This window comes from Streptomyces sp. enrichment culture, from assembly GCF_964272855.1.
Classification (GTDB): domain Bacteria; phylum Actinomycetota; class Actinomycetes; order Streptomycetales; family Streptomycetaceae; genus Streptomyces.
In genome coordinates this window covers 1,476,253-1,498,604 of sequence record NZ_OZ186847.1, presented here as the reverse complement: position 1 = coordinate 1,498,604, position 22,352 = coordinate 1,476,253, and the positions used below count along the sequence as shown (strand labels likewise).

At 71.0% G+C, this 22,352-nt stretch carries 16 protein-coding genes; 6 read left to right on the top strand and 10 right to left on the bottom strand.

The window, feature by feature from the left end; translation table 11 throughout:
* Nucleotides 1–69: 69 nt before the first annotated feature.
* The 7 genes from narI to ACSU6L_RS06420 form a co-directional block, all read right to left on the bottom strand.
* Nucleotides 70–792: a respiratory nitrate reductase subunit gamma gene (gene narI, locus ACSU6L_RS06450; protein ID WP_437054422.1), complete on the bottom strand. Its 723-nt coding sequence runs from the start codon at nucleotides 790–792 to the stop codon at nucleotides 70–72.
* A complete protein-coding gene (gene narJ, locus ACSU6L_RS06445) occupies nucleotides 789–1,283 on the bottom strand; it encodes a nitrate reductase molybdenum cofactor assembly chaperone (RefSeq protein ID WP_437054420.1) in 495 nt (164 codons plus the stop codon). The genes narI and narJ overlap by 4 nt, the downstream gene beginning before the upstream one ends.
* Nucleotides 1,283–2,878 (bottom strand): nitrate reductase subunit beta, encoded by a 1,596-nt coding sequence (gene narH, locus ACSU6L_RS06440; protein WP_437054418.1) that lies wholly within the window; start codon nucleotides 2,876–2,878, stop codon nucleotides 1,283–1,285. Before narH ends, narJ begins: the two co-directional genes overlap by 1 nt.
* Complete coding sequence (locus ACSU6L_RS06435) at nucleotides 2,878–6,600, bottom strand: nitrate reductase subunit alpha (RefSeq protein ID WP_437054416.1); 3,723 nt, start codon at nucleotides 6,598–6,600, stop codon at nucleotides 2,878–2,880. Before ACSU6L_RS06435 ends, narH begins: the two co-directional genes overlap by 1 nt.
* A gap of 159 nt (nucleotides 6,601–6,759) precedes the next feature.
* Nucleotides 6,760–6,990: a hypothetical protein gene (locus tag ACSU6L_RS06430; protein WP_437054414.1), complete on the bottom strand. Its 231-nt coding sequence runs from the start codon at nucleotides 6,988–6,990 to the stop codon at nucleotides 6,760–6,762.
* 39 nt (nucleotides 6,991–7,029) lie between these two features.
* Nucleotides 7,030–8,454 carry a S8 family serine peptidase gene (locus ACSU6L_RS06425; protein WP_437054412.1) on the bottom strand — a complete coding sequence of 475 codons (1,425 nt, stop codon included), beginning with the start codon at nucleotides 8,452–8,454 and terminating at the stop codon, nucleotides 7,030–7,032.
* 282 nt (nucleotides 8,455–8,736) lie between these two features.
* On the bottom strand, nucleotides 8,737–9,600 hold the full coding sequence (locus ACSU6L_RS06420; protein ID WP_437054410.1) for a helix-turn-helix domain-containing protein: 864 nt from the start codon (nucleotides 9,598–9,600) through the stop codon (nucleotides 8,737–8,739).
* Between the two features lie 298 nt (nucleotides 9,601–9,898).
* Between ACSU6L_RS06420 and ACSU6L_RS06415 the strand changes: the two genes are divergently transcribed.
* Entirely contained in the window at nucleotides 9,899–10,321 is a 423-nt protein-coding gene (locus ACSU6L_RS06415) for a hypothetical protein (RefSeq protein WP_437054408.1), read from the top strand.
* Between the two features lies 1 nt (nucleotide 10,322).
* Here the strand turns inward: ACSU6L_RS06415 and ACSU6L_RS06410 are convergent, their stop codons facing one another.
* A complete protein-coding gene (locus ACSU6L_RS06410; protein ID WP_437054406.1) occupies nucleotides 10,323–11,153 on the bottom strand; it encodes a helix-turn-helix domain-containing protein in 831 nt (276 codons plus the stop codon).
* A gap of 29 nt (nucleotides 11,154–11,182) precedes the next feature.
* On the opposite strand from ACSU6L_RS06410, the gene ACSU6L_RS06405 reads away from it, so the two are divergent.
* The 5 genes from ACSU6L_RS06405 to ACSU6L_RS06385 all read left to right on the top strand — a co-directional run bounded on the left by ACSU6L_RS06405 (nucleotide 11,183) and on the right by ACSU6L_RS06385 (nucleotide 16,269).
* Nucleotides 11,183–12,274 (top strand): ADP-ribosylglycohydrolase family protein, encoded by a 1,092-nt coding sequence (locus tag ACSU6L_RS06405; protein ID WP_437054404.1) that lies wholly within the window; start codon nucleotides 11,183–11,185, stop codon nucleotides 12,272–12,274.
* An 87-nt stretch (nucleotides 12,275–12,361) separates the two neighbouring features.
* Nucleotides 12,362–12,667 carry a 4a-hydroxytetrahydrobiopterin dehydratase gene (locus ACSU6L_RS06400; RefSeq protein ID WP_437054402.1) on the top strand — a complete coding sequence of 102 codons (306 nt, stop codon included), beginning with the start codon at nucleotides 12,362–12,364 and terminating at the stop codon, nucleotides 12,665–12,667.
* A 7-nt stretch (nucleotides 12,668–12,674) separates the two neighbouring features.
* The gene (locus ACSU6L_RS06395; protein ID WP_437054400.1) at nucleotides 12,675–13,430 is read left to right on the top strand and encodes a class I SAM-dependent methyltransferase; all 756 of its coding nucleotides are present in this window, start codon (nucleotides 12,675–12,677) and stop codon (nucleotides 13,428–13,430) included.
* A 59-nt stretch (nucleotides 13,431–13,489) separates the two neighbouring features.
* Nucleotides 13,490–15,454, top strand: a complete 1,965-nt coding sequence (locus ACSU6L_RS06390; protein ID WP_437054398.1) for a rhamnogalacturonan lyase — start codon at nucleotides 13,490–13,492, stop codon at nucleotides 15,452–15,454.
* A 146-nt stretch (nucleotides 15,455–15,600) separates the two neighbouring features.
* Entirely contained in the window at nucleotides 15,601–16,269 is a 669-nt protein-coding gene (locus tag ACSU6L_RS06385; protein WP_437054396.1) for a hypothetical protein, read from the top strand.
* Between the two features lie 42 nt (nucleotides 16,270–16,311).
* Here the strand turns inward: ACSU6L_RS06385 and ACSU6L_RS06380 are convergent, their stop codons facing one another.
* Nucleotides 16,312–18,990 (bottom strand): cellulose binding domain-containing protein, encoded by a 2,679-nt coding sequence (locus ACSU6L_RS06380; RefSeq protein ID WP_437054394.1) that lies wholly within the window; start codon nucleotides 18,988–18,990, stop codon nucleotides 16,312–16,314.
* Between the two features lie 201 nt (nucleotides 18,991–19,191).
* Complete coding sequence (locus ACSU6L_RS06375) at nucleotides 19,192–22,107, bottom strand: glycoside hydrolase family 48 protein (protein ID WP_437054392.1); 2,916 nt, start codon at nucleotides 22,105–22,107, stop codon at nucleotides 19,192–19,194.
* Between the last annotated feature and the right edge of the window lie 245 nt (nucleotides 22,108–22,352).

Here is a 22,352-nt window from a genome sequence, read left to right as displayed (position 1 = left end):
GGTGGCGGGGAGTGTGTTGACGCCCGAGCGGACCGCTCAGTGGACTCAGCGGACCGCCGGTACCGCCTTCTAGGACCCGGCCCGTTCCCAGCCCCGCCGCTCCGGCCGCGGACCCAACTGCCGGGGATCCCGCGTGCGGTAGACCACATACGGGCGGAACAGATACTGCACGGGCGCACTGAACATGTGCACCAGCCGTGTGTACGGCACCATCGCGATCAGCACCATCCCGACCACCGCGTGAATCCTGTACAGCAGCGGAACACCCTCCATCAGCCCGGTCTCCGGCTGGAGGGTGAACAGGCTGCGCGACCAAGGCGCGATGGACTCCCGGTAGTTGTAGCCGTCGCCGGACATGTGGGCCAGCTTGGCGACCATGCCCAGCACGATCGACGCGAGCAGCACCAGATACATCAGCTTGTCGTTCGCGGTCGTCGCGCGGAAGACGGGCGCCTTGGTCCGTCGACGGTATACGAGCAACAGGATCCCGACGACCGTCAGCACGCCGGCCGCCGTGCCGCCGTACAGCGAGAACAGGTGGTACGTGTGCTCGGTGATCCCGAGCCCGTCGGTCCACGACATCGGGACGAACAGACCGACGACATGCCCCACCAGCACGAACAGGATGCCGTAGTGGAAGGCGGGGGAGGCGATGTTCAGCACCTTCGACTCGTACAGCTGCGACGAGCGCGTGGTCCAGCCGAACTTGTCGTAGCGGTACCGCCACACCAGCCCGGCCACCAGCAGAACGAAGGCGAGGTAGGGCAGTACGCCCCAGAGGAAGACGGTCATCGGCGCGCTCCGGTGTATACGGTCGGCAGTATGGCGCATACGGCGTCCATGACGCATGCATACGGTGTGCCGAAGTCGGTCAGCCGCGCACGGAGTTCCTCGAGAGCCGCGCGGTACTCCGTCAGCAGCCCCGTGTCGCCGGTGCGGGCCGTGAACTCCAGCACCGCCGGCAGGAAGTCCGGCAGCTCCTCGCCGCTGAACTCCAGGCCGTGGGCGCGGTAGACCTCCTTGAAGCGGACCAGCGACATCCCGCGCCGCCGCGTGTCCCCGTCCCGCCACCAGCTCAGATACAGGCTGTGCCGGTTCTTGAAGTCGAAGACCTGCACATAGTGCGCGGCCAGCTCGTGCGCCGGGGTGACGGCCGCGTGGTCGGTGAACTCCCGCAGCTGCGGAGCGGCTTCGCGCAGCAGCGGGAGCCGGGCGCGGAAGTCGTCGTCGGGGTAGGTCAGGCAGAGCGCCGCCGCCTGGTACAGCACCGCGTCCGAGGGCATCAGGCCTCCTTCGCGTCGTCGGAGGTCTGCCGTCGGCGCAGCAGATGGAAGTTCTCCACCGTCACCAGCGGCAGCAGCTTGCGGCCGGAGTCCCGGCCGAACGGGCCGTCGCCGCCCATCCCGGGCCCGCCGGCGTGATCGAGAGTGCACTCGTCCGGCACCGCCGTCTCCTCCAGCCGCCGCGCGTCGCCCAGCGCGGCGGTCGGGATGACGTACCGCTCCTCGTACTTGGCGATCGCCAGCAGCCGGTACATCTCCTCCACCTCCCCGGGCGTCATGCCGACCGCGTCAGCCAGGGACGGGTCCGGGTCCTCACCGAGGTTGATCGCCCGCATGTGCGAGCGCATCGCGGCGAGCTTGTCCAGCGACGCCCTGACCGGGCCGACGTCACCGGCGGTGAACAGCTCCGCCAGGTACTCCAGCGGAATGCGCAGCGTGTCGATCGCGCCGAACAGATTGCCCGCGTCCTCACCGTCGTGCCCGGTCTCGGTCAGCGCGTCGACCACCGGCGACAGCGGCGGGATGTACCAGACCATCGGCATCGTGCGGTACTCCGGATGCAGCGGCAGCGCCACCCGGTACTTGCTGAACAGCGCATGCACGGGGGAGCTGCGGGCCGCCTCCAGCCAGTCGTACGGGATCCCCGCGGCCTCCGCCGCCCGCCGCACCCCGGCGTCCTCCGGGTCGAGGAAGACGTCCAGCTGCGCCTCGTACAGCCGCTTCTCGTCCCGTACCGACGCGGCCGCGGTCACCTTGTCGGCGTCGTAGAGGATCACCCCGAGATAGCGCAGCCGGCCCACGCAGGTCTCCGAGCAGACCGTCGGCAGCCCGACCTCGATGCGCGGATAGCACAGCGTGCACTTCTCGGCCTTGCCGGTGCTGTGGTTGAAGTACACCTTCTTGTACGGGCATCCGGTCACGCACATCCGCCAGCCCCGGCAGTGGTCCTGGTCGACCAGGACGATGCCGTCCTCCGCCCGCTTGTACATCGCCCCGGACGGGCAGGACGCCACACAGGACGGGTTCAGGCAGTGCTCGCAGATGCGCGGCAGGTAGAACATGAAGGTCTGCTCGTAGGCGAACCGCACCTTCTCCTCGGCCTCGCGGCAGGTGCGCTCGATCATCGGGTCGAGGTCTCCGTACGCGGGCGCCCCGGCGAGGTTGTCGTCCCAGTTCGACGACCACTCGATCTTCATCGGCCGGCCGTCGACCGACGACACCGGCCGGGCGACGGGGAAGTCGTCGCCGAGCGGGGCTTCGGTGAGGTTCCGGTAGTCGTACGTCCAGGGCTCGTAGTAGTCCCTGATCTCCGGCAGCCTGGGGTTGGAGAAGATGCCCGCGAGCTTCTTGATCCGCCCGCCCGCCTTGAGCCTGAGCGCGCCGCGCCGGTTCAGCTCCCAGCCGCCGCGCCACTTCTCCTGGTCCTCGTACCGGCGCGGATAGCCCTGGCCGGGGCGGGTCTCGACGTTGTTGAACCAGACGTACTCCATGCCGCGCCGGTTGGTCCACGCCTGCTTGCAGGTGACCGAACAGGTGTGGCAGCCGATGCACTTGTCGAGGTTCATCACCATCGCGATCTGGGCCATCGGACGCATCAGTACTCGACCTCCTGGTCGCGGCGGCGGATCACCGTCACCTCGTCGCGCTGGTTGCCCGTCGGACCCAGGTAGTTGAACGCCCAGGACAGCTGGGCGTAGCCGCCGACCAGATGGGTCGGCTTCATGATCAGGCGGGTGAGCGAGTTGTGGATGCCGCCGCGCATCCCGGTCGTCTCCGCCTTCGGCACGCTGACCGTGCGTTCCTGCGCGTGGTGCATGTAGACCGTGCCGGGCGGCATGCGGTGGGAGACGATCGCGCGGGCGACGACCACGCCGTTGCGGTTGACCGCCTCGATCCAGTCGTTGTCCGCCACCCCGATCGCGTCGGCGTCCTGCGGGGACATCCAGATGGTCTGCCCGCCCCGGGAGAGGGCCAGCATGAAGAGGTTGTCCTGGTACTCGGAGTGGATGGACCACTTGTTGTGCGGGGTGAGGTAACGGACCGTCACCTCACGTTGGCCGTCGGCACCGACGCGGGGTTCGCCGAAGAGGCGGTGCATGTCGAGCGGTGGACGGTATACGGGCAGCGCTTCGCCGAGTTCGTGCATCCAGTCGTGGTCGAGGAAGAAGTGCTGGCGGCCGGTGAGGGTGTGCCACGGTTTACCGTGTTCGGTATTCAATGTGAATGCTGTATACCGTCGACCGCCGGCCTCGCTCCCCGACCACTCCGGCGACGTGATCACCGGCACCGGCGCGGCCTGCGTGTCCGCGTAGGTGACCCGCTTCCCCTCGTGCTCGGCGGCCAGATGCGCCATCTCCTGCCCGGTGCGCGCCTGAAGTGTGCGGAAGCCCTGGGTGGCCAGCCGGCCGTTGGTGGTGCCGGACAGGGCGAGGATGGTGTTCGCCGCCTTCACCGCCGTGTCCAGGGCGGGCCGGCCGTCGGCGGGACCGCCGCGCACCGCGCCGTTCAGCCCGCGCAGGTGCCCCACCTCCTCGTCCGGCCGCAGCGCGATGCCCTTGGTGGGCAGACCCAGCTCCTCCACCAGCGGCCCGAGCGCGGCGAACTTCGCGCCGATCGAGGTGTAGTCGCGCTCCACGACGACGAGGTTCGGCATCGTCTCGCCGGGCACCGGATCGCACTCGCCGCGCTTCCAGTCCCGTACCACCCCACCCGGCTGGGCCGTCTCGCCCGGCGTGTCGTGCTGGAGCGGAACGGCCACCAGATCCTTGCGCACGCCCAGATGGTCCATCGCCAGCTCGCTGAGGCGCTCGGCGATCGCCTTGAAGGTGTCGAAGTCGGTGCGCGCCTGCCAGGGCGGATCCACGGCGGGGGTGAAGGAGTGCACGTAGGGGTGCATGTCGGTGGACGACAGATCGTGCTTCTCGTACCAGGTCGCGGCGGGCAGGACGACGTCGGACAGCAGCGTGGAGGACGTCTGCCGGAAGTCCAGCGACAGCAGCAGGTCGAGCTTGCCCTCGGGAGCCCGCTCGTGCCACGTGACGTCACGCGGCCGCACCTTTGGCGGGGCCTCCTCCGCCCGCAGCGACGAGTGGGTGCCGAGCAGGTGCCTGGTGAAGTACTCGGCGCCCTTCGCCGAGGAACCGAGCAGGTTCGCCCGCCACAGCGTCAGCACGCGCGGCCAGTTCTCCGGCGCGTCCGGGTCCTCGCAGGCGAACCTCAGCGTCCCGGCGCGCAGTTCGGCGACGGCCTTCGCCACCGGGTCGCCGAACACCTCGCCCAGCTCCAGCGGATTGCGGTCGAACGTCGGATACGACGGCATCCAGCCCGAACGCGCCGACAGCGCGACACAGTCCGCGCCCGTCATCCCGGCCAGCCGTCCCTCGCCGAGCGGCGAGGCGAGAACGTCGGCGGTGAAACGGTCGTAGCGCCACTGGTCGGTGTTGAGGAACCAGTACGCGGTGCCGATCATCTGCCGGGGCGGCCGCGACCAGTCGGAGGCGGCCGCCAGGGTCGCCCAGCCGGTCACAGGGCGGCACTTCTCCTGGCCCACGTAGTGCGCCCAGCCGCCGCCGTTGCGGCCCTGGCAGCCGGTGAGCTGGAGCAGCGCGAGGAAGGCCCGGTAGATCGTCTCGGAGTGGAACCAGTGGTTGGTGCCGGCGCCCATGAGGATCATGCAGCGGCCCCGGGACCGCTCGGCGGTCCGCGCGAACTCGCGGGCGATCCTGACGCACTTCGCGGCCGGGACCGAGGTGTGGGTCTGCTGCCAGGCGGGGGTGCCGGGGGAGTCCGCGTCGTCGTAGGATGCGGGCCAGTCGCCGGGGAGACCGGGGCGCGGGACACCGTATTGCGCCAACAGTAGATCGTATACAGTCGTCACGAGGACGCCGGTATCCCGTCGACCGTCCACACCATCCGCCGCGCCCGGCCCCCGTTCGAGCCGCATCACCGGCACACCCCGCCGCACCACCTCCCCCCGCCCCTGGCCGTGCTCCCCGCCCTCGGTGTCGAACCGGGGCAGCAGCACCTCCACGGCGGTCTCCCCGTACAGGCTCAGCTGCGGCCGGACGTCGCCCAGTCCGAGGTTCCAGCGGCCCTTGCCCGACTCGGTCCAGCGGAAGCCCAGCGAGCCGTTCGGCACCACCGCCCGCCCGGTCGCCGCGTCCCGTACGACCGTCTTCCACTCCGCGCCCTTGCCGCTCTGCCCCAGGTCGGAGGCGCGCACGAACTTCCCCGGCACGAACGCGCCGTCCTTCTCCCGCAGGGTGACCAGGAACGGCAGGTCGGTGAACCGGCGCACGTAGTCCGCGAAGAACGGCGTCTCGCGGTCGACGAAGAACTCCTTGAGGACCACGTGTCCCATCGCCAGCGCCAGTGCGCCGTCCGTGCCGGGGTGCGGGTGCAGCCACTCGTCGGCGAACTTGGTGTTGTCCGCGTAGTCCGGGGAGACCACCACGACCTTCTGCCCCCGGTAGCGGGCCTCCGCCATCCAGTGCGCGTCCGGGGTGCGGGTCACCGGCACATTGGAGCCCCACATCATCAGATACGCGGCGTCCCACCAGTCGCCCGACTCCGGGACGTCCGTCTGGTCGCCGAAGACCTGCGGGGAGGCGACCGGCAGATCGGCGTACCAGTCGTAGAACGACAGCATCGCCGCGCCGATCAGCGAGTGGAACCGGGCGCCCGCCGCGTGCGACACCATCGACATGGCGGGGATCGGGGAGAAACCGGCGATCCGGTCCGGGCCGTACGTCCTGATGGTGTGCACATGCGCGGCGGCGACCAGCTCCACCGCCTCGTCCCAGTCGGCGCGCACCAGGCCGCCCTTGCCCCGCGCCCGCTGGTAACGGCTCCGGCGCTCCGGGTCGCCCTGGATGTCCGCCCAGGCCAGCACCGGGTCCTTCAGCCGGGCCTTCGCCTCCAGGTACATCTCCAGCAGCACGCCCCGCACGTACGGGTGGCGCACGCGGGTGGGGGAGTACGTGTACCAGGAGAACGCGGCGCCGCGCGGGCAGCCGCGCGGCTCGTACTCGGGCCGGTCGGCGCCCACCGACGGATAGTCCGTCTGCTGGGTCTCCCAGGTGATGATGCCGTCCTTGACGTACACCTTCCAGCGGCAGGAGCCGGTGCAGTTCACGCCGTGGGTGGAGTTGACGACCTTGTCGTGGCTCCACCGGTCCCGGTAGAAGGCGTCCGCCTGCCGGCCGCCGGTGAGCTCCACGCTGTGCAGGTCGGGTGCGGGCTTCCCGGGCCGGAAGAACCGCCCGGCACGCAGCAGTGCCGCGCCCGGCTCGGTGGGGGGTGTCCGCGTGTCCGTCACAAGCGCTCCCTTGCTCACCAGGTCCTTCGAACCTAGGCGCGGGCAGGGGAGCGCACCCGCTCACAGCGGCCGTACGGGTCAGGGACACCTACGCTCGGACGTCCGGGCGCCCGGATGCCCCCGGGTCGGGGGAGACCGACCCGGGGCACTCGGTGCCCGTCAGCCGCCCGGACCGAGATCGTCGAACTCGGAGCTGGGGTACGCCTCGATCGGGAGGCCGAGGCCGGCCACCCGGGTGGGCAGGTCGTGCGGCCCTTCCGCCTGGACCACCAGCTCGTCTTCACCTTGCGGCACCGGGTCGCCATCCAGCAGGGTGACGCCGATGGTGGCCAGCCTGGCCGCCAGGTGGCCGAGGTCGGTGCCGGCCGGCACTGTCAGGAGCCACTTCATCAACGATCTACCGGGCCCTTCCTCTCACGGCTGCGCGGCTCAGGACTTCCGCAGCAGGAACGAATACGACGCCGCGGCGTTCACGATGCCACGCCCGTAGCCGGGGTCCCAGTCCTTGCCCGTCGGATTGACCAGTCCGGACAGCAGGGCCTCGCGGAGCTCCTCCGGAGTCAGCTCGGAGAACGCGGACAGCAGCAGCGCCGCGACGCCTGCCGCGACCGGTGTGGCCGCCGACGTCCCGCTGTCGAACGGTGACTTCGGGGGCCGCGGCGCGCCGCCGGGACGGCCCGGCCCGAAGTTCCCGAAGAAGTGCGTGTAGGAGGCGAAGTCCGGCTTCTTCGGCGCGAACATGCCGGGCCCCTGCGAGGAGTAACCGACGCGCTCCTGGCGGCTGTTGACCGCGGCGACCGTGACGACCTCCGCGAGGCTGTTGGAGGCGTGGATGGAGCGGCCGGGGCCGGTTCCGCTGCGTTCGCAGTTGCCGCTCGGGCACTGGGCGCCGCAGTTGCCGGCCGCGAAGAACGCCGCCGCGCCGGAGGCCACGACCTCGCGCACCTTGCGGTGGAGCGGGTGGTTGATCGCCCAGATCTCGTGCCGGGGGGCCTGCTCGCGGCGCGGGACCTCGGCGTACCCGTAGCTGTTGTTCGTCAGGTGCGGTGTGCCGTCGAGCCGGCGGTGCTCCAGCACCGCCTGGAACATCTTCAGCGCCCCGCCGGAGTCGGGCCGCCCGAGGAACGGGTAGTCGTACAGTCTCGCCGCGGGTGCCGCGACGAGGATGTCGGCGGCGCACATCGAGCCGTGACTGGTGATGGTGGCGGCCCCCGGCTGGAGGGTCGCTCCCGGGAGGGTGAAGCCGCCGGAGACCGGGTAGACCTGCCCGTTCACGCCCTCGTCGACGATGCCGACCACGATGTTCTGCCCGCGAAAGCCGTCCAGCCACGGCCGGGCGACGCCCAGCAGGGCCCGGACGGTGTCGACGCTCACCCCGGGACGGAACGGCCGGCAGTCCAGGCCGGTACGCGAGCGGGCGAGGTCGAACGCCTCCATGTCGAGGCCCGCGCCCGGTCCGCCCGGGTCCTGTTCGTCCTCGTCCAGCACGAACGGGGAGCTCGGCCAGACGGTGACCCGCTCCTGCAACTCCGCCAGCTTCGTGGGGTCGACCTCCACCGGCAGGACTTCCGAGGTGGGTGCCATGTCGGGGTTGGTCTCCGGGACCGCGAACTCCCGCAGGGCGCGCAGCGGCTCGTGAGCTTCGGCCGCTTCCTGGCGGGGCGTGCTGAACATGGGGACGGGCACGAAGTTCTCGTCCGGTTCGACGCCGAGCCCGGCCACCTGGTCGAGGCCGGGCAGGGCCTGGTCGAACGCCGACGTCTCGGAGGCCACGGCTTCCCGGAAGGCACCGAATCCCTCGGGCTGTTCGGCACGCGACGGTTCGACTTCCAGCAGCACTTTGATCTTGGCCATGGTTCGGCCTTCCTCTCCGTCCGCCGGTGGCCGTGCCGTTGCCCCGGCAGCGGACCGCGCGTCGGACGGTTGTCTGGAGCCCCCCTGCGAATCCCGTCACCGCGACGCGGTGACTACCACAAATCTATGAATATCGCCTGTCCTGCGCAAACGGGTCAGGTGGTTGACGGAGAAACAGTTGATCGGGAGAGCAACCCCGTCGCTCACGGCTTGCGAGCGACCCCCGTGTACCCGTGTACCCGGGCACGATCCCCTCCCGCCCGCGTCGCCACGTCCTCCGGCTCAGAACGCCCCGCGGCACTCCTGAAGGATCTTCTTCGTGCGCCGCGCCGACGCGGCCAGCGCCGTCATGTGGTCCAGCACCTCCAGATGCGCCGAGACCTCCTTGCGGGAGTCCAGGTACAGCGCGCCCGTCAGATACTCGGTGAACACCATGTCCGGCAGCTCCGGCTCCGCGAACCGGAACAGCGCGAACGGCGCGTACGTCCCGGGATGCGGGCCGGTCGTGAACTCGGCGATCTGCAAGGTGATCCGGTCGCTCTCGACGGCCTCCAGCAGCCGGTCCAGCTGGCCGCGCATCACCTCCGGCCGGGTGCTCACCGGGCGCCGCAGCACCGTCTCGTCCATGATCACCCACAGGTGCGGCGGGTTCGGGCGGCGCAGCAGCTCCTGCCGGGCCATCCGCAGCGACACGTGCCGCTCCAGCGACGGCCGGTCCGTCTGCCCGATCGTCCCGGCCTCCAGCACGGCCCGCGCGTACTCCTCGGTCTGCAGCAGACCGGGCACGAAGTGCGGCTCGTAGGAGCGGATCATCCGGGCCGCGCCCTCCAGGCTCACGAACAGGCTGAACCAGTCCGGCAGCACGTCGTGGAACCGCTGCCACCAGCCCGGCTGGTTAGCCTCCTCGGCCAGCGAGACGAACGCGTCCACCTCGTCCTCGGGCACCCCGTACTCGGTCAGCAGCAGCTGTACGTACGGGATCTTCAGCGCGACCTCGGCCATCTCCATCCGGCGTACGGTCGCCGGGGCCACCCGCAGCACCCGCGCGGCGTCCTCCCGGCTGAGACCGGCCGCCTCCCGCAGCTCCTGCAGCCGCTTGCCCAGCACCACCTGGCCCACGGTGGGCGCGGGCCGCCGTTCACTCACGCCACGCCTCCCCTACGCGCCGAAAGTCCCCGAGCAGTCTGTCATGTTCGGGCCGCACTCTCACGGGGTCGGAACGAGACGTTCACCTTGTGAGACACGGCGCGGGCGTCAGCGAGGCGCCGGCGCGTCCCGGGCACCGCCCGCCCGCCCCCCACATGACGTCGCCTTACCTCCCGGGTAATCGACCCGGGCCCGGCTCCGACGCCATGGTGGTCCCACCGGGTCCCGGCGCGGCGCACTCCGCGCCGGAACCCGGCCCTGAAGGCCGTACCCCGACCTCGCCGGAGGATGATCCGCCATGTCCGCCACCCAGCTCGCCGCGCTCGCCCGCACCGCCGACCCGCGCACCATGCTGCGCCGCTTCCTCGCCCTCGACGCGGTCGTCACCGGCACCAACGCCATCGCCTACCTCGCCGCGTCCGGCCCGCTCGGCGACCTGCTCGGCGCAGACCCCGGGCTGCTGCTCGCCCTCGGCGCGTTCCTCGCCGTCTACGCCGCCGCGGTCGGCCTCGTCGCCTCCCGCCCGCACCCGGCCACCCTGCACGTCCGCGTGGTGGTGGAGGCCAACCTCGCCTGGACGGCGGTCAGTTTCGTCGCCCTCGCCCTGTGGCTGACCCCGACCACGACGGGCGCGGTGTGGACCGTGCTCCAGGCGGTCACCGTGGCCGGGTTCGCCGCCCTCCAGCACATGGCGCTGAAGGCGCGTCAGGGCATGAGCTGAGTCAGGGCACGAGTTCCTGAAGGTACTTGACCGTCGCCGGGTCGGCCGGGAGCAACGTCTCGATGGCCAGCTCGGCGACGGTCACGTCCATCGGCGTGTTGAAGGTGGAGATCGACGAGATGAACGACAGGATCCGCCCCCGGTACTCGAGCTGCATCGGCAGCGCGAAGTACGGGACGGGCTCCTCCGGTTCGGCCTCCGGCGCCGTCTCCGGCACCGGGTACGCCGCCACCTCCTCGTACAGCTTCCGCAGCGGCGCCGACCGGTGCAGCGCGATCTGCCGCTGCATCTGCGCCAGCAGATGCCCCCGCCACTCCCGCAGATTGCGGATCCGCGGCGCCAGCCCCTGCGGGTGCAGCGTCAGCCGCATCGCGTTCAGCGGCGGCCCGAGCAGCGACTCGGGCATCTCGTCCAGCAGCATGACGATGCCCCGGTTGGCGGCGACCACGTTGTACAGCGCGTCCACCACCAGCGCCGGATACGGCTCGTAGCCGCGGATCAGCCGCTCCATGCCCGCCCGCAGCGCGCCCATCGCCGGATCGTCCAGCGGGGTCTCCGGGTACCGCGGCGCGTAACCCGCCGCCAGCAGCAGCGCGTTGCGCTCCCGCACCGGCACGTCCAGGTGCTCCGCCAGCCGCAGCACCATCTCCTCGCTCGGCCGGGAACGGCCCGTCTCGACGAAGCTGACGTGCCGCGCCGAGGAACCGGCCTGCAGCGCAAGCTCCAGCTGGCTGATCCGCCGCCGCTCCCGCCAGGCCCGCAGCAGCGGGCCGACACCCTGGTCGGCGGGGGCGGTGGCGGACCCGTCGGACGCGGACATGAGAATGCTCATGGGTACGACCGTAATCCAGGAGGCACCGCGTGAACGAGCCGTGGCAGCAGGCGAACCGGCAGGCGCAGGCACTGTACCGGGCCAGAGTGCGCGGCTGCCTGCTCGGCGGCGCACTCGGCGACGCGCTCGGATACCCGGTCGAGTTCAGCTCCCTGGACGCCATCCGCGCCGCCCACGGCCCGCGCGGCGTGACCTCCCTCGTCCCCGACGGCACCGGCGTCACCGGACGGATCAGCGACGACACCCAGATGACCCTGTTCACCGTCGAAGGCGTCCTCGCCGCCCACCGCCGCGAACGCGAGAAGGGCATCGGCGGCGCCGCCCACCAGCTGCTGCGCGAGGCGTACGACCGCTGGCTCGTCACCCAGCAGCAGCCCGGCCCCGACCCGCGGACGGCGGCGTACACCGGATTCGACCGCCCGCTGCTCGCCGAGCCCTGGCTGTACGCCCGCCGCGCCCCCGGCAACGCCTGCCTGTCCGGCCTGCAGCAGCCCTACACCCCCGACACCGGCACCCCGCTCGGCGTGCCCGGCCCGGTCAACCCCGGCTCCAAGGGCTGCGGCACCGTCATGCGCTCGGCGCCCTTCGGTCTCACCGGCGCCCCCGCCGACCGCGCCTTCGACCTCGCCGCCCGCTGCGCCCGGCTCACCCACGGGCACCCCACCGGCGCCTACGCCGCCGGCGCGCTCGCCGCGATCGTCGCCCGCCTGATCGCCGGGGAGTCCCTGGAGGGCGCCGTCCTGCGCGCCCTGCGGCAGCTCGCCGGCCACCCCGGCCACGAGGAGACCACCGCCGCCCTGGAACACGCCCTCGCGCTGGCCGCCGAGGGCGCGCCGAGCGCCGAGAAGGTGGAGAAGCTGGGCGCCGGCTGGGTCGCCGAGGAGGCCCTGGCGATCGGCGTGTACTGCGCGCTCGCCGAACCGCGCCGCGTGCCGGAGGCGCTGCTGCTGTCCGTCAACCACTCCGGCGACAGCGACTCCACCGGCTCCGTCTGCGGAAACCTCCTCGGCGCCCGGCACGGCGACGTGGGCCTGCCGCACTCCTGGCTCCGGCGGGTCGAGGGCCGCGACCGGATCGCCGCGCTGGCCGACGACCTCGCGGCCGAATGTGTCCGTACATGAACCTCCGGGGGCCCTCCGACCAGGACCGCGGCGGCCCTCCTGTGGCAGGCTGGACGGGGACGTGACACCCCGGGAAGGAGCGCGGTCATGGCCGTCGAACCGCTGTCGCAGAAGGAGATCGAGGACCGGCTGGCCGAACTGCCGGGCTGGTCCGTCGACGAGGACCGCCTCACCCGCTCCTACCGGCTCGGCTCGCATCTCGCGGCCGCCGCGCTGGTCATCCACATCGCCCAGGTGCAGGAGGAGCTGAACCACCACTCCGACCTCACCCTCGGGTACAACACCGTGTCGCTTTCGGTGGCCACGCACAGCGCGGACGGCAAGCTCACCGCCCTCGACTTCGAGCTCGCCCGCAAGGTCCAGGACCTGGCCCCGGCCCACGGCGCGAGCTGAGCGCCCGGTGCTGGACTACGGACAGGAGGCCGAGCGCTACGACGTCTCACGCGGCGGCGAACCCCGCGCCGAGGCCGCCGCCGAAGGCGTCCTCGCATTCGTCCCGGACGGCACCCGCACCCTGCTCGACCTGGCCTGCGGCACCGGCATCGTCACCCGCCGGCTCGCCGCGGCCCGCACCGGGACACGGGTGGTCGGCGTCGACCTCACCGACGAGATGGTCCACCTGGCCGCCGCCCGCCTCCCCGGCGCGGTGCTGCGCGCCGACGCCCGTCGGCTGCCCTTCCCCGACGGCCGGTTCGACGCCGTCACCAGCGTCTGGCTGCTCCACCTGCTCCCGGACACGGACGCCGTCCGCGCCGTCGTCGCCGAGTGCGCGCGCGTCCTGCGCCCCGGCGGCGTCTACGTCACCACCGTCGACAAGGCCGCCGCCCACAACGTCGGCAGCGACATCGACGCCGTCCTCGCCACCCGGCCCCGCGCCCACGCCGTCGACGAGGCCGCCGCCGTCGAGACGTACGCCGCCGAACACGGCCTGCGCGCCGCCGGCCAGGCCCGCTTCCCCGGCCGTGGCCAGGGCCGCAGCCCCCGCCGCACCATCGCCGACCTGCGCCGCGGCTGGTTCGGTACGCTGCCGCCCGGCGACCCCCGGGCCGACGGCTTCGCCGAACGCCTGGCCGCCCTCCCCGACCAGGACCGGCCCCGCCCGGACCCCTGGTTCACCCTGCGCGCGTTCAGAAAAACGGCGGAGGCGGCAACGTAACGCCGACCGGCGGCGACGGACGGGCACAACCCGTCCGTCCTCCCCGGGAGGCACGTCACGTGAAGCACCCGCACCCACAACCGCACGCACAGGCGCGCTCACACGCGCGGCCTCGCCTTCGCCCGCACACGCATCGCAGACGCCGCCGGGCCGTCCTGTCCGGTCTCGCCACCGCCGCCGCGCTGCTCGGCGCCGGGATCGGCGGCCTCGCCCCGGCCACCTCCCCCACGCTCGAACTCACTCGCGCGGGAGGGACCCCCAGGGCGGCGACCGCTCGGCAGGTCGAGGCCCTGGACCGGGGCGTCGTCAGCGTCCACACCGGCAGTGGCAACCTGGTCGGCTGGCGCTGGCTGGGCACCGATCCGGACAATGTCGCCTTCAACGTCTACCGGGCCGGCACGAAGGTCAACGCGACCCCGATCACCGGCTCGACGAACTACTTCCACGCCGGCGCCCCGTCGCACGCCGACTACACGGTCCGCGCGATCGTGAACGGCGTCGAACAGGCCGACTCCGTGCACGCCGTGCAGTTCCGCACCGGCTACAAGGACGTCCCGATCAGCCCCCCGCCCGGCGGCACCACTCCCGACGGCGTCGCCTACGCCTACGAGGCCAACGACGCCTCCGTCGGCGACCTCGACGGCGACGGCGCCCTCGAGTTCGTCCTCAAATGGCAGCCGACCAACGCCAAGGACAACTCGCAGTCGGGATACACCGGACCGACGATCGTCGACGGTATACGGCTGGACGGATCCCGTATGTGGCGCGTCGACCTCGGCCGCAACATCCGCTCCGGCGCCCACTACACCCAGTTCCAGGTGTACGACTACGACGGCGACGGCGAGGCCGAGGTCGCCATGAAGACCGCCGACGGCACCAAGGACGGCACCGGCGCGGTCATCGGCAACGCCTCCGCCGACCACCGCAACTCGAGCGGCTACGTACTGTCCGGCCCCGAGTACCTGACCATGTTCGACGGCCGGACCGGCAAGGCGATGGGCACCGTCGACTACGTCCCGGCCCGCGGCACCGTCTCCTCGTGGGGCGACTCCTACGGCAACCGCGTCGACCGCTTCCTCGCCGGCACGGCCTACCTGGACGGCTCCCGCCCGTCACTGATCATGGCGCGCGGCTACTACACCCGCACGGTCATCGCGGCCTGGGACTGGCGAGGCGGCGCCTTCACCCGCCGCTGGACCTTCGACACCACCTCGTCCACCAACAGCGGCAAGGGCTACGACGGCCAGGGCTCGCACAGCCTCTCCGTGGGCGACGTCGACAACGACGGCAAGGACGAGATCGTCTACGGTTCGATGGCCGTCGACGACAACGGGAACGGACTGTGGACCGCGAAGACCGGCCACGGCGACGCCCAGCACCTCGGCGATCTCGACCCGTCCACCGCGGGCCTGGAGTACTTCAAGGTCTCCGAGTCCACCTCCCAGCCCGCCGAGCTGTACCTGAACCCCGCGAACGGACAGGTCCGCTGGAAGCTCGCCGCCTGCTGCGACAACGGCCGCGGCGTCGCCGGCGACGTCTACGCCGGCAACGACGGCGCCGAGATGTGGTCCGCCTCCGACAGCTCCATCCGCGACGAGGCCGGCGCCGCCAAGGGCCGCGAGCCGTCCTCCGTCAACTTCCTCGCCTGGTGGGACGGCGACACCGTCCGCGAACTCCTGGACGGCACCCGCGTCGACAAGTACGGCACCTCCGCCGACACCCGCCTGCTGACCGGCTCCGGCGTGTCCGCCAACAACGGCACCAAGGCCACCCCGGTCCTCTCCGGCGACATCCTCGGCGACTGGCGCGAGGAGGTCGTCTGGCGCACCAGCGACAACACCGCCCTACGGATCCACTCCACCCCGCACGAGACCGGCACCCGCATCACGACCCTGCTCCACGACACCATGTACCGCACGGGCCTGGCCTGGCAGAACACCGGCTACAACCAGCCCCCGCACCCGAGCTTCTTCCTGGGCAACGGCATGCCGACGGCACCGCGGCCGGTGGTCTACGCACCCTGACGGGCAACCGCGCCCTGCATGCCGTCCCGACGGTCAGCAGGGCGCACTCATCAATGCACCGTCAGCACATTTTGGTCACGCCATCTCCACGTTTCACGGTGCGCCAAGGAAGATTGACCCCTCAACGACGCTTCCCTGGGGGGATCATGAGTCAGCAATTCACGCCGCCGCCCATGCCCGGATACGGGCCGCCGGTCGCGCCCCCGCCGCCGAAGGGGCCTCGCACGGCACTGATCGCCGCGGGCGCCGCCGTGGCCGCGGCGGTGGTCGCCTCCCTCGTCACGGTGGGTGTCAGCGGCGACAGCGAGGCCAAGCCCGCGCCCACGGTCACCGTCACCATGACGGCTCCGGCCGCCGGTGCCGAAGAGGACGCCGGGTCCGGAGCGGACACTGAGTCCGAGCCTGCCACCGACGAGGCCGGCAGCGGCGACGCCTACGGCCTGGCCGACACGGTGGCCTACGAGAACGACGTCGAGGTCAGTCTGTCCGGGTTCACCCGCGGAGTGTCGAACGACTACGCGGCTCCGGAGAACACGCCGTACGTGAAATTCACCATCAAGGTGGTCAACGGGTCCGACGCGACCATCGACGCCAACGAGATGACCGTCAACTGCGCCTACGGCGACGAAGGCAAGGAGGGCGAGGCCATCTACGACGACGGCCTCGACGGCCTCCCCGACACCCGCATCCTGGCCGGCCGCTCCCTCTCCGTCCCCTGGGCCTGCGAGCTGCCGAAGAACGACACCTTCGTCCAGGTGGAGGTGGCGCCCGACTGGGAGTCGGAGGAGGCCGTCTTCGCCGGCGACGTAAAGTGACGTAGCGGGCGCGCGCCGATTACGGCGCGCGCCCCTCCGGGTTCAGAGCACGGTGCAGGACTGGTCACCGACCTTGAACGCGGTCGGTTTGCCGTTCGTACCCGTCCAACTGCCGGTGAAGCCGAAGCTCACCGACGAGCCCGCGGCCACGTTCCCGTTCCAGCCGATGTTCCTCGCCGTCACCGACCCGCCCGACGAGGTGTGTTCGGCGTTCCACATCTGGGACACCGACTGACCGTCGGGGAAGGACCAGTTCAGCGACCAGCCGTTCCACGCGCCGCTCCCGGTGTTGGCGAGCCGCACATCCGCCTGGAAGCCGCCCGACCACTGGTTGGTGACCTTGTACGTCACGGCGCAGGCACCCGTGGGCGTCGGCCCCGGGTCCGTACCGCCACCGCCGTCGTCACCGCCACCGGCGTCGGAGGTGTCGCCGTAGATCACCCCGCGGCCGTTGGTCGCGATGTACACCCGCCCGTACACCCGCGGGTCACCGGTGATCGCCGCGCCGGTCCAGCCCCACTGGTGGGCGTCGTCGTTGATCCGGGTCCAGGTGGCGCCCTTGTCGGTGGAGCGGAAGATGCCGCGGACCCCGCCGATCTCGGCGCTGGTGTACAGCGTCTGGTACGAGGCGCCGGCCGCCGCCTTGCCGAAGCCGATGGTGTCGGCCTGCCCGACGCCGGACAGCTTGGTGAACGTCGCGCCGCCGTCCGTGGAATGCCACAGCCCGTACGCCCCGTCGCTCGCGCCGCCCGCCAGCCACACGTCGCCCTTCGTGCCGGGCAGCGCCTTGAAGCGGACGCTGTCCCCGCTCGGCAGGCCGGTCGCGGCGGACGCGGTGAAGGTGGCGCCGCCGTCCGTGCTGACGTAGAAATTCCCGGACTTGAAGCCGTAGAACCTCTTCGGGTCCACCCGGTCCGACTCCACGATCGCCCCCGCCGGGATACCGCTGGACGCCGACCAGGACGAGCCGAAGCCGGTCGCGTGGTGCACCCCGGCGCCCTGCGGGCTCCACACGAACCGGCTGCCGTCGGCCGCCGCCGCGACCGTGCCGCCGCCGCTCACGCCCGACGGGTCGGTCCCCGCGAACCAGTTGGCGCCGTTGTCCGTCGAGAACGCGATGTGCGGGCCGGAGTCCAGGTTGCCGACCCGGACCACCGTGTCCGGGTTCGACTCGGCGAAGTCCAGGCTGGTGGTGGAGGTGAAGTTGGGGGAGGTGTACATCATCGGCGGGACCTTCGTCAGGTCCGTGTGCCGGAAGCCGCCGATGTCGCCGAGCGCGCTGAGCAGCGGGGCGCCCGACGGGGGAGAGGCGAGGTCGTTGACGGCCGTCTCCTCCAGGCCCCGCACCATCGGCTTGACGGTGAACTTGCCGCCGCCGTCCCAGTCGGTGAGGTTCTCGGTGCCGTAGACCGTCGCGCCCGTGCCGTACATCATCCGGTCGGAGTCGAACGGGTCGATCTCCAGCGCCTCGGTCATCCAGCCCAGCTTCGGCGTCTGCTCGGGCGGCGACGGGTTGGCGCCCCAGGTCAGCCACGGCGACGATGAGACGTCCATCGTGTACCGGTTCTCGCGGTTGGGATACGACGTGTAGTCCCACGCCTTCGTCCAGGTGGCTCCGCTGTCGGTGGAGCGGAAGATCTGGGTGTCCGGCCACCAGGAACTGTATGCGGTAGCCATGACGGTGCCGGGCTTCTGCCGGTCGACCGTCAGTCCGCTGAAGCCGTAGTAGGTGTCGGCCTCGGCGACGGGACTGATGTCCGTCCAGGCGCCGGTCGCGGTGGTGTACCGCCACAGGCGGCCCTTGCCGCCGTCGTACGGGCCGCCCTTGTCGCTGTATGCGATGTACAGATGACCGTTGACGGTGTCCAGTACACCCTTGTGGGCGAGGTGTCCCGTCGGCTGCCCGGCCAGCCGCTGCCAGGTGGCGCCGGCATCCGTCGAGCGGTATACCGCATTCTCCTTGTCGGCCACCCCCACGTAGATCGTCCTCGTCGCGCTCCCGGACGTGCCGGTCGACTCGTCGAAGGTGACCCAGACGATGCCCTGGTTGTCACTGGCGTAGCCCGAGGTGTCGCTCGGATCCTGTACGTAGTCGCCGACGTTGGGGAAGTTCGCCACCTGCGACCAGGTCGCCCCGGAGTCCGTCGACCGCCACAGGCCCTTGCCGCTGGGCGCGCCCAGGTACAGCACGCTGTTCTTGTTCGGGTCGACCGCCAGCCGCTCGCCCATGCCGCGGCCCGGCATGTTGCCGCCCAGCTTGAACGGCAGGTCCGCCTTCTGCCAGCTGGCGCCCCGGTCGACGGAGCGCAGCACCGCCCCGTTCCCGGGATCCCAGCTGTTGGTGTACGTGCCGACGGCCGCGTACACCTTGTCCGGATCCACGCTGTCGGAGGCCAGGCTGACCACGCCCGTGTGCCCCCAGTCGTCCCAGCCGACGTGGTCCAGCAGCGGCGTCCACGTCTTCGTCGGCTCCTGCCAGCGGTAGGCGCCGCCGATGTCGGTGCGGGCGTAGGCGAGGTCCTTCTCCTTGCGGTTGAAGACGATGCCGGGGACGAAACCGCCGCCGTCGATCCGGGCGTTCTTCCAGGTGTAGGTGTCGGCGGCGATCGACACCTCTCGCTCGACGGGCTCGGCGGGCTCGGCGGCCAGCGCGGGCGGGGTGCCCGCGAGCAGTCCGGCCGCGAGCGCCAGCACGGCCGTGAGGATGCGGGTTCTTCGCACGGTGGGGATGTCCTTCCTGCTGCGGAGGTGCTGCGGAGATGCTGCGAAAGCGATCCGGAGGTGCTGCGCCTTGCTGCGGAGTCGCCGTGGGGGGAACACGCGACGGCCGGACGGCCCCCCGTGCGGGTGGGGACCGCCCGGCCTGGACGGGGCCCCGCCGTCAGGTGACGGGGCCCGTGCACGCGGAGCGTTCAGCGGGGACTATTCGAGGAGCTCCGCGTACGAACCCATGGCGAGGGCGATGTCCGCCTGCGCCCAGAACCGGTGGTACGTGAAGACGGGCGCGGCACCGCCCGCGAGGTAGCTCTCGATCTTCGACCAGGCCGGGTCGTCCTCGTAGAACGAGCGGATCGAGTCGAAGGTCGAGGAGGAGTTGATCGCGTCGCCGTTCGGCATGGTGCCGGTCCAGCCGCTCGGGACGTACACGGCGTCGTCGAAGCGGTTGTAGTCGGCGCGGGTCTCCGGGACGGCGATGCCGAGCGCGTCCTGGTGGTTCTCCCACATGCCGTCCAGCAGAGCCTTCGCCACCCGGGCCGCCTCGGTGTCACCGGAGCGGTCGGCGTAGTACGTCAGGGTCTTGGCGTAGGCGGCGGCCACGCCGACGTCGTTGGTGTAGTCGGCGACGGTGACGTGCAGCCCGTTGTTGGCACCCGGGCTCGACGCGTTCCAGGTGTCCGGCTGGCCGGACCACTGGAGGGTGGACGGGATCCGGAAGGTGCCGTCCGGGTTGACGGTGGTCTCGGACAGCGCCCAGTCGACCCACTTGTCGAGGACGACCTTGGCGTCCGCGTCACCGGTCTGCTGGTAGTACTCGGCGACCCGCTCCATCGACCACGCCTGGAAGCCGAACCACTGGTTGGACGGCGGGTCGTGGTAGACGGGCTTCTCGTCGTAGTACATGCCGTAGAACGTCGACTTGCCGGCCGGCGGGGTCGCGTAACGGCCCTGCCAGCTGTTGGTCGCGCCGCCGGCGATGGCGCCCTCCGCCGACTGCAGCCAGCGGTAGAACTCCAGCTGCCGGTCGAGGGACTTCGCCCAGTCCGCCTGGCCCGTCGCCGACTTCGGCTTCAGGTCCGGGTAGTTGGCCAGGGCGTGCGCGGCGAGCGGGTTCTGGTAGCCGCCGTGCGCGTGACTGGAGCCGATGCGCCAGGCCCAGCCCGCCGAGGTGTCGGTGGCGCCGCCCCAGGCGTAGTACCAGGACAGCAGGTAGTGCGAGGAGTCCTTGCCGGTGCCCGCCGGGCAGGCGGTGGTCCCCACGCAGTTGCCGACCTTCTTGAAGTACTTGTCGTACATCGCATACCGCAGGTAGTCGCCCATCTTCGCCGCCTTGGCGACGGTGGCCGACACCTGCGAGCCCTTGCCCTGCTCCTCGGCCCAGATGTCCGCCCAGTACGCGGCCTGCACGGCGCGCGCGTCCGCGTCCGGGGCGTTGGTGAACTTCCACTGCTTGGCGTAGGAGGAGTCCCCGGTGAACAGGTCCAGGTAGCCGTTCCTGCCGCCGTACTTGAAGGCGTCGCAGGTCGGCTGCGGGACTGTCTCCCAGACCGACTCCTGGGCGCCGCGCTGGAAGGTGTTGATGTACGACGGGCCGGTGTCCGCGGGGCCGGCCTCGCACTTGCCGGGGGAGTTGCCGTAGCCGTAGACGTTGTCGACGTCCTGCAGCCAGTGCATACCGTAGACATCGTCCGTACCGTATGCAGTCTTCAGTTCACCGGCGATCGGATCCGGTCCGACCGAGACCGTCCCGTCCAGCTTCGCCGGGTACTCGTTCGGCGTGTCCAGCTCCGGTGCGTACGTCGCCGGCTTGGACGCGTTGTAGAAGGAGTTCGTCGGCTGGTCGGCGTGGGTGGGGATCATGTACTTCTCCATGATCTCCCAGGCGCCGTTGAACTTGGTCCAGTCGCCGGTCACCTTGCCGTACATGGCCTGGAGCCACAGCAGATAGCTGTACGCCTCCGAGGTGGTCTCGTGGCCGTGGTCCGGGGCCTCGACGATCAGCGTCTCCACCGAGTGGTAAGGGATCCCCTCGGGGGAGAAGTAGCCGTTCGCCGGGTCGGTGATCTTCCCGTACAGCTCCAGGAAGCGGGCGTCGTACTCCTTGCTCGCCGCGATCTGGGTGACCGTCACCGACGCCTTGGCGTGCCCGGTCGCGGTCGACTCGAAGGTGGCCGCGCCGGTCCCGGAGGAGTCGGCGGTGACGGTCACCTTCTGCGGGGTGTTCCAGTTCGACGGGGTGAACGTCAGCGAGCCGCCGCCGGTCACGGACAGACCCGAGTTCCCGGAGGCGCGCGCGGTGGTGACGGTGACGTTGCCGGACGGCTGCGTCGACAGCCGCAGCTCGTACGTGCCCGTCTTGCCCTGCTGCACCGGCAGCTGGGTCGGGGTGGCGACCACGGCCGGTCCCGAGGCGACCGTGATGCCGACCGGCGTCGAGGACGCCGAGGCGCCCAGGCTGTCGTACGCCTTCGCCACCAGAGAATGACTGCCCACGGTCAAACCAGAGGCGGAGTGCGTGTAGGGCGCCGTGGTGTCGGTGCCCAGCAGGGTCGTGTCGTCGTAGAACTCGACCTTGGTGATGCTCGCGTCGCCGGCCGCCGCGGCGGTGGCCGCGAGCGGCACCGCGTCGCCCTGCGTGTAGACCGCGCCCGGGGCGGGGCTGGTCAGCACGGTGATCGGCGGCTGGTGGGCGCCGGTGCAGGTGGTGCCGTTCACCGCGAAGGCGGTGGGGGCGGTGTTGGCGCCGCTGTAGGTGAACTGGGCACCGGTCGACACGGCCGCGCCGGCGGCGATCCGGCCGTTGTACGAGGCGTTCTTCACCGTGACCGACTGCCCGGACTGCGACCAGGTGCCGTTCCAGCCGTTGGTCAGCTTCTGGTTGCCGCCGTAGGAATACGTCAGTGTCCAGCCGTCGATCGGATCCGTGCCGCGGTTGGTGAGCGTCAGGTCCGCGGTGAAGCCGGAACCCCAGTCGTTGGTCTTGTAGTCGACGCTGCACTGGACCGCCGCGGCGTGCGCCGGGGCCGGGTTCGCGGCCAGCATCGACAGGGGTACCGCGAGGGCCGCCACCACGGCGGTCCATAGACGCCGCGCGGTGCGGCGTCTGGTTCTGGGGGGCATGAGCTGGTTCCTCCTTGCGGCAACTGAAGGGTTGGAAAAGTCAAGGCTTGAACCAGTGGGAGCGCTCCCATAGTGGGGACGGGCCTAGTGGCGGTCAAGATGTTTGAAGAGTCGAAAAGATTCGACGAACGTGCCGACCGAAAACTCAAGCAACTCCTCTGTTCTTTACGGTCACTTGGCGCTACCTTCGCCATCACCAGTGGGAGCGATTCCGCCAGTCGACGTGTCCGTCAGGGCACGCCCGA

Bases quoted from the DNA above. Each gene is read 5' to 3' on its own strand.
- ACSU6L_RS06375 (WP_437054392.1), bottom strand. From the start codon at position 22,107: ATGCCCCCCAGAACCAGACGCCGCACCGCGCGGCGTCTATGGACCGCC.
- ACSU6L_RS06400 (WP_437054402.1), top strand. From the start codon at position 12,362: ATGGCCGTCGAACCGCTGTCGCAGAAGGAGATCGAGGACCGGCTGGCC.
- ACSU6L_RS06425 (WP_437054412.1), bottom strand. From the start codon at position 8,454: ATGGCCAAGATCAAAGTGCTGCTGGAAGTCGAACCGTCGCGTGCCGAA.
- ACSU6L_RS06385 (WP_437054396.1), top strand. From the start codon at position 15,601: ATGAGTCAGCAATTCACGCCGCCGCCCATGCCCGGATACGGGCCGCCG.
- ACSU6L_RS06430 (WP_437054414.1), bottom strand. From the start codon at position 6,990: ATGAAGTGGCTCCTGACAGTGCCGGCCGGCACCGACCTCGGCCACCTG.
- ACSU6L_RS06410 (WP_437054406.1), bottom strand. From the start codon at position 11,153: ATGAGCATTCTCATGTCCGCGTCCGACGGGTCCGCCACCGCCCCCGCC.
- ACSU6L_RS06415 (WP_437054408.1), top strand. From the start codon at position 9,899: ATGTCCGCCACCCAGCTCGCCGCGCTCGCCCGCACCGCCGACCCGCGC.
- narH (WP_437054418.1), bottom strand. From the start codon at position 2,878: ATGCGTCCGATGGCCCAGATCGCGATGGTGATGAACCTCGACAAGTGC.
- narI (WP_437054422.1), bottom strand. From the start codon at position 792: ATGACCGTCTTCCTCTGGGGCGTACTGCCCTACCTCGCCTTCGTTCTG.
- narJ (WP_437054420.1), bottom strand. From the start codon at position 1,283: ATGCCCTCGGACGCGGTGCTGTACCAGGCGGCGGCGCTCTGCCTGACC.